8 protein-coding genes and 1 other annotated feature are annotated in these 7,054 nt (G+C 40.0%); of the genes, 7 read left to right on the top strand and 1 reads right to left on the bottom strand.

Going from position 1 to position 7,054, the window contains the following annotated elements:
• Nucleotides 1-18: 18 nt before the first annotated feature.
• Nucleotides 19-510, bottom strand: a complete 492-nt coding sequence (locus B2575_RS07375; RefSeq protein ID WP_296240916.1) for a DUF2971 domain-containing protein — start codon at nt 508-510, stop codon at nt 19-21.
• 493 nt (nt 511-1,003) lie between these two features.
• Between B2575_RS07375 and B2575_RS07370 the strand changes: the two genes are divergently transcribed.
• The 7 genes from B2575_RS07370 (at nt 1,004) to B2575_RS07345 (ending at nt 6,771) form a co-directional block, all read left to right on the top strand.
• Entirely contained in the window at nt 1,004-2,023 is a 1,020-nt protein-coding gene (locus B2575_RS07370; protein ID WP_296240914.1) for a lipoate--protein ligase, read from the top strand.
• Nucleotides 2,024-2,243: 220 nt separating this feature from the next.
• The gene (locus B2575_RS07365) at nt 2,244-3,581 is read left to right on the top strand and encodes a PAAR domain-containing protein (RefSeq protein WP_296240912.1); all 1,338 of its coding nucleotides are present in this window, start codon (nt 2,244-2,246) and stop codon (nt 3,579-3,581) included.
• A gap of 3 nt (nt 3,582-3,584) precedes the next feature.
• A complete protein-coding gene (locus tag B2575_RS07360; protein ID WP_296240910.1) occupies nt 3,585-4,154 on the top strand; it encodes a hypothetical protein in 570 nt (189 codons plus the stop codon).
• Nucleotides 4,155-4,216: 62 nt separating this feature from the next.
• Nucleotides 4,217-5,011, top strand: coding sequence for a tetratricopeptide repeat protein (locus B2575_RS07355; RefSeq protein ID WP_296240908.1), 795 nt, complete (start codon nt 4,217-4,219; stop codon nt 5,009-5,011).
• Between the two features lie 36 nt (nt 5,012-5,047).
• The gene (locus B2575_RS13595) at nt 5,048-5,317 is read left to right on the top strand and encodes a PAAR domain-containing protein (protein ID WP_404641435.1); all 270 of its coding nucleotides are present in this window, start codon (nt 5,048-5,050) and stop codon (nt 5,315-5,317) included.
• A gap of 15 nt (nt 5,318-5,332) precedes the next feature.
• Nucleotides 5,333-5,539: a hypothetical protein gene (locus tag B2575_RS07350; RefSeq protein WP_296240905.1), complete on the top strand. Its 207-nt coding sequence runs from the start codon at nt 5,333-5,335 to the stop codon at nt 5,537-5,539.
• Nucleotides 5,540-5,551: 12 nt separating this feature from the next.
• Nucleotides 5,552-6,771 (top strand): IS3 family transposase gene (locus B2575_RS07345; RefSeq protein WP_414707425.1). Its coding sequence is split into 2 segments (ribosomal slippage): nt 5,552-5,828 and nt 5,828-6,771, totalling 1,221 coding nucleotides; the frame shifts between segments, so codons are not numbered across the junction.
• Nucleotides 5,827-5,943, top strand: a sequence feature (AL1L pseudoknot). Its footprint overlaps the gene before it by 117 nt.
• Nucleotides 6,772-7,054: the final 283 nt, after the last annotated feature.

The following is a 7,054-nucleotide window of genomic DNA, read 5'->3' as shown; positions in this document are numbered from 1 at the left end:
TCCGAAATTAGTTGACCACTACAAATCTAATGATTTGTATAAAAAAGCTCTTTTTGCAAGGTTGAATAAGTTTCCTTCGAACAGAATATTTTTGCCAATATCCATTAACTCATTATCATTAATTATATCTAAATCATTCTGTGGTTTAGTTTTTGTATATATTACTTCACCAAGCTGATATGGGATAAAATTATCGGAAAGTGAATGGAAGTTGGCTTCGTCAACATCAATTCCAATAACAACTCCTTGATGAGAATCCCCATAATGAGACCACATTAATGAATTTAATGGTTGTCTGGTCAAAGACAATACGGCATATCCTCGAGAGAATCTATTTTTACAAGCGTTTTGAGCTATTTGAGGACTTACCATAAAATTCGGTTTCTCTTTAAAACCAAAAGCAGTACATTCAAAAGGATCGTTAAAATCTTCTAGGTGCGTAAAACCGATAGATGACGTTTCGATAGCTTTCATCGCACCTGATAATGACATGTATTTGTATAAAATCATGTGGTTCCATATCTATTAACAGTAAAATTACTTTTGTAAGCTTAACCTTTTATATTAATTTAGTCTTGTATATAACTTGTCTTTCTTGGAACTATATGGTGGGTTACGCTTGAGCTAACCCACCCTACGCCAAACTCAAAATTACGTTCAAGCTTTGCTCAAACAATTACTGGTCAATTTCAGAAGCGTTTTAGCCCTGATAGTAGCGGTATCCTAACGCAGACGATGGCGATGCGGACTATGGCTGTGGGCAGTCGCTCGAATGTTGGAACGCCACCAGACAAATTAGTCCGCACGCCATCGACAAGTTAGATACAAGCGAATAGTAGGATTAGCTCCCACAACTAACCACTCTTCAAGAACTTATAAATCTATTTCTCAAAATTATCCTACCTACCACACAGCCATTGAATTCCAATCTCGCATCGGCAACAATGTCATTATCTATTTATAACGTTCAATATAAAAAACCATTCGAAAAAAAGGACAAACAATGAAACTGCGTATCTTGAAATCAGCCGTGACCAACCCTTGGTTTAACCTCGCGACCGAAGACTGGATATTTAATACGCTCGACCCAGACTCGCACACGCTATTCTTATGGCGCAATAGCGAAACCGTGGTCATTGGGCGCTCGCAAAACCCATGGGTAGAATGCAAAATCGATAAGATGGAAGCGGACGAGGTGTTTTTGGCGCGGCGACAGAGTGGCGGCGGCGCGGTATTTCATGATTTGGGCAATACCAACTTTACCTTTTTATCACCCAAAGATGACTACGATCAAGCAGCGAACTTTACCATCATCATCAATGCGCTAAAAAAGTTAGGCATAGACGCGGATTTATCAGGTCGTAATGACATGCAAGTCGGTGATAAGAAAATATCAGGCAGCGCCTTTAAACATGCAGCCGGTCGTAGCTTTCATCACGGGACATTACTCGTGAACGCCAATATGCAGAAGCTCGGCGATTATCTCAATCCGCATCCGCTTAAGCTAAAAGCCAAAGGCATCAAGTCCGTGCGTGCGCGCGTCGCTAACTTGGTTGAGTTTAATGAAGACATCAATCACGAGACTTTATCTGATGCGATTATCGAGGCGTTTTGTGAATACTATCGCGACAAAGATTATGGCGACACTACGCCAGTAGAAGAATTGGATGAAGCCAGTCTCGCGCAGCAGCCGACACTCAATAAATATTATCAGCAAATGGCAGATTGGGGTTGGCGCTTTGGCAAAACACCTGAATTTTCCCATCATATTGAGACACGCTTTGATTGGGGTATTATTGACTTGCACCTTGATGTGAAGCAAGCAGTGATACGCGATGTGGTTATTTTCTCTGATGCGCTAAACGTTGAACTGATTGACCAGTTAAAAGATGCCCTGACTGGCGTTAAATATAATAAAGAACCTATTAAAGCCAAGTTGGACGAATTAGGTAAGACTCATCCTGATTTGGCAGCGCAGATTGATGACGTGTCTGTGTGGCTGCTTAGGGAAATGGAAGGTTAGATTTTTGCTTGTTATTAATAATGAATAAAGAGACTCAATTTCCTCTTGTATCCAATTGCTCAAACGCTTTTATGCTTTACGCTGACTGAGCTTGCCGTATAAATCATGACTTTAGACAAACTTAAGTTTGATATTTTACGCTTTAGCCATCTATAATGTCAGGCAAATAATAGTTCCGCTATAAAAGTCCAAACTTTAAACGTTTAAGCAAGGTAGCACTATGGCAGCCTATATCACCGTCGGCGCAAAGACCTCTCACGGTGGGACGGTCATCTCCGGCTCAGCGCACACCACTCATAACGGTATCCCTGTCGCGCGTAAAGGCGATAAAGTCATCTGTAAAAAATGCAAAAAGGTGACCACTATTCTTAGTGGCGACCCATCCTTTGTTGTCGATGGTGCACCTATTGCACGTGGCGGCGATGTCACCAGCTGCGGTGCTAAGCTGATTGCTAGTCAGCAGTCATTTGCGGAGTCAGGTTTTGATGTAGGCAGTATTGCGCAGGCAGCGCCTTTGCAGTTTCCGAAGTCGGATATGAGTAGTTCATTTGTAGAGAATGATGAGGAAGAACCTGAAGAGATTCACTTTGCTGTTGAAGTCCTTGAGCTCTATTCCGAAAATAACGCTAGCAATATCAAAGTCGATGAGTTTGATAGTGAAGGCAACTATTTAGGTAGTTACGACTTAGCAGATAACCCGAGTAATTTATCAGCAAATATCTCAGGATTTGGAGATTATAACCCCCATAACCCTAATGTGCAGTGGGATTCCACTGAAAATCGGATGATGTCTAAAAAGCAAAAATCTAAGAGCAATGGCGTTAACTCTAATCTTCCTTGGTATGAACAAGAAGGTAATCAAAACAAAGCAATGGCACTGGCAGATGAAGTTAGTAAAGGCATATCTGAAAGCTTAAATTCAACTGCAGAAGGGTACAAAGATAGAGGAAATAAATTAGTAAAAGACACAGTTGGTGTTGCTAAGCACACTAAAAATGCCATGGTTATTAATCTTGGTATTATAGAAGCTGGATTAAAGGATTTTCCCCAAAGAACTAAGGCCTCGGCAGCAACTGCCATGCTACGATTCGGTCAAAGATCGAACGTAGACTTTGTATATATAGCAGGTGGCGCAGGCGTTAAACATTTTGGTATTGATATAGGAATGTCTGTAAACGTTCATAACGGAAAAGTATATGAACCTGCAATCGCAAATGCTAATGTCAATACTAATAAGGCGCCATCCATTAGTGTTCAGGTAGGGGTTGGACGTATTATAAGTAGTAACATTAAAGATGACGCTAGAGCTACAGATGCCATCCTATCAGGTAAAGGACATTCATATTCTATTGAAGTTGGTCCAGCAACTGCTGCCATTGAAACGACTGATGATGGTACGACCTTTGCAGCAAGCGGTAGTGTTGGTAAAGGTTGGACCATTAAAGGTTATAATGGCAGCTCTTCTATTGGTGCTAGTAAAGGCTCTACAAATATGGAAGAAGCAACTAACATGAAATACAACTCTGCAAGAAATATAATCAAGTATGTAGGAAAATAATCAGTGAAAATAAGAGGTGAAGAATACAAGTTATCCCATATCTTATTTATTGCTTTCGTTTTTGTTTTCTTCATATTATCTATTAAAACAGAACCGAACAAAGAGCTTGAAGTATATCGACAAGAACTAACAGAGAAGGAAGGTTGGTTGCTTTCCGAAATGAGTAAAATCGCGATCTTTCTAAACTTTGATGAAAGTGAGTATGATTATACTAACCGTGAGGTTTGGTTTTATTCTTGGTATTACGGTTACGACTTTAATGAAGGTAAATTATTAAGGCTAAAACATAGTCTGATCGAAAGAGGTTGGACAGATATGACTAATCGAATGGAAAAGCACGATTATACAGCTTTAGTTACAGTAAAATCTGATGAGATAGCTAAAAATATCCAAATCTTATGCAATGATAAAGCCACTATACTTTTGTATATGACAGATATGCAAAAAGACCCTGATTACAAGTCTACTAAAGTTAGAACACTGATTGAACTTCTCTATGACTATAGTTCACCTTGTTATGATTTGATTGAAGAACAGTATGAGAATTCTAGCGATATAGAACTAAATAATTAGTATCACTTTCTAAAATTTAATAACGAGAACATATAAAAAATAAACTGTTAAAAGGATATCTAATGTATCAAAGAAAAACTACTACTCTAATTAAGTCTTTACTATTAGCTACTTTATTATCAAATATATTAATCGTTTCTGCTTGTTCAGCGGAGTCATCAAACACTCCTATACTGTCAAATCAAAGCACTCCTGCTGAGATATACGAACTTGGCCTTGCCTACTATGAGGGTAACTCAGTTCCTCAGGATTATGAAAAATCTTTTAGCCTATTTAAAAGAGCTGCTGATCAAGATTATGCTCCTGCTAAATATGATCTCGGTACTATGTATTATGAAGGTATTGCTGTTGAGAAAGATTATAAAAAAGCATTTAAGTGGTTCCAACAAGCTGCTAACCAAGGGTATTCTAAAGCTCAATTCAATCTCGGTGTTATGTACCATGAAGGTATCACTGTTGAAAAAGATGATCTAAAAACATTTAAATGGCTTCAACGATCTGCTAACCAAGGGGACGCAGACGCTCAGCATCATATAGGCGTCATGTATCATGAAGGTATTGGTGTGGAACAAGATTATAAAAAAGCAATGCAGTGGTATACCAAAGCCGCTGATCAAGGATTAGATGTAGCACAATTTAATATCGGTGATCTTTACGAACATGGTTATGGCGTGCCGCAAGATTATGACAAAGCTTTTGAGTGGTACAAAAAGGCTGCTGATCAGGGAAACCAAGAAGCAAGCAATCGAATAGGTAGATTGGTTATGAATGGTAAAATCGATGATAAAGATATCGTCATTTATAGCACACAGGAAACTGGTCTTACATTAGGCGATATTGAAAAAATGAGCCAATAACTTATAAGTTACCTAATCACTCTGTCTAAAGTAGCTTTGACCTCACTAGCATACTACCCCAAACCTTATTTTAAATATAAAAATTCCAGCAGTGATGGAACCCTTCTCACTGGCTCACCGCATACCATTCATAACATTATCCCTGTCGCTCGTAAGGGCTATAAAGTCATTTGTAAAAAATGTAAAAAGGTTACCACCTTTCTTAGTGGTGAACCATCCTTTATCGTCGATAGTGCACCCATCGCACGCGGCGGTAATGTGACCAGCTGCGGAGTTAAGTTAATTGCTAGTCAGCAAACGTTTTAGTAGTCGGACTTTGATGTGATGGGAGTTGAGCAAGCGAAGGCAATAAGGCTAGAAGTACAAAAATCCTTTAATGAAGCAATGGGTGATTACAACTTACAGTTTGTGATGCAAGATAAAACCGAAAATGCTTTATCGGGTAGACCTTATGTTATCTACGATGCGGATGGCGAAATATTTCAAATGGTGAACCGCCCCGGGATTGTCGGAGACTTAATATTCTGAGAGAATACGACAATGAAAAGACAAACCTACACTCCTGAGATTAAAAAACGCGCCGTTCGCATGCTGATTGAAGCGTCGAGCGACTATCCTTCTACATGGTCAGCCATTCAAGCCATAGCGTCAAAGATTGGCTGTACGCCTGAGACACTGCGATCTTGGCATAAAAAGCACATAGACCAAACTATTCCCGCCTCAGTGCAGGCTCAAAGTGACAAAGAGCGTATCAAAGAACTTGAACGAGAGAATAGAGAACTCAAGCAAGCCAATGAGATTATACGTAAGGCTGCTGCTTTTTTCGCCCAGGCGGAGAAGGGCCGTCCACCCAGATAATGGTTCAGTTTATTGATGACTATAGAGGTAGTTATGGGATCGAGCTGATTTGTAGAGTACTACCGATTGCCCCGTCAACCTATCACCGTGCTAAAGACCTAGAGTGCTGCCCTGAAAAGCGTTCACTGCGCAGTCAGCATGACGACTTTTACCTCAGTGAAATCAGACGCATCTGGCAGGACAGCAAATGCCGCTATGGTGCTCGCAAAGTCTGGCGGCAGATGAAAGCTGACGGGTTAAAGGTTGCTCGGTGTACCGTAGAACGTTTAATGAGCCAGCACGGCTTAAAAGGTGTCTGGCGCGGTAAGGGTAAGATTACCACCAACAGCCGTGATGATCAAAAGCGCGCTGATGACTTAGTCAATCGTAACTTTAGCGCCCATCGTCCTAACCAGCTGTGGGTTGCAGATTTTACTTATATCAAGACATTGAGCGGCTGGGTTTATACCGCTTTTATCATCGATGCATTTGCTCGCGCTATTGTCGGCTGGAAAGTATCGAATCGTATGAACACTGATATGGTAATGGCAGCATTAAATCAAGCGATAACCGATAGAAATAATCCCAAAGACGTGATTCATCATAGTGATCGAGGCGTTCAGTATTTATCCATTCGCTACACTGAGAAGATGGCTGACTGCGGTGTGATTGCCTCTGTCGGTACAACAGGCGATTCATACGACAATGCATTGGCTGAAACGGTCAATAGCCTTTATAAGACTGAAGTAATCCATCATTTAAAAGAGAATTGGAACTGTGTAAATGATGTTGAACTGGCAACCCTTGAGTGGGTAGATTGGTTCAATAAAACACGACTACATAGTAGGATTGGTTATGTGTCACCTTTTGATTTTGAAAAGCGGTATTATGATAATTTAACCCTGTCAGGCATTGCTGCCTGACTCAAGTAAATCACTCTCCGATATAGTCGGGGCGGTTCACAGTGTCAAAATTTCTCTGTAGTCTAATTATCATTTGCTTATATCTAACAGGTTGTAATAATGATACTCAAATTTACCATGCTAAATACCTAGATGATATCTTTCCAAATACTGACGGACAGCAAACATTCATTGTGAAATCTCATTTTTGGAATCGTCCTACTTGCGGGAAAATAGAGCAGTGGTCAAAAGAAAATATAAAACCTGTAAATCATCAAAAAATAGACCTCTTGCAAAAGTAGCA

It is taken from the genome of Psychrobacter sp. UBA6739 (assembly GCF_002453835.1).
GTDB classification, from domain to species: domain Bacteria; phylum Pseudomonadota; class Gammaproteobacteria; order Pseudomonadales; family Moraxellaceae; genus Psychrobacter; species Psychrobacter immobilis_A.
Note: the sequence above shows the minus strand (reverse complement) of the source record. Positions and strands in the feature narration are given on the sequence as shown.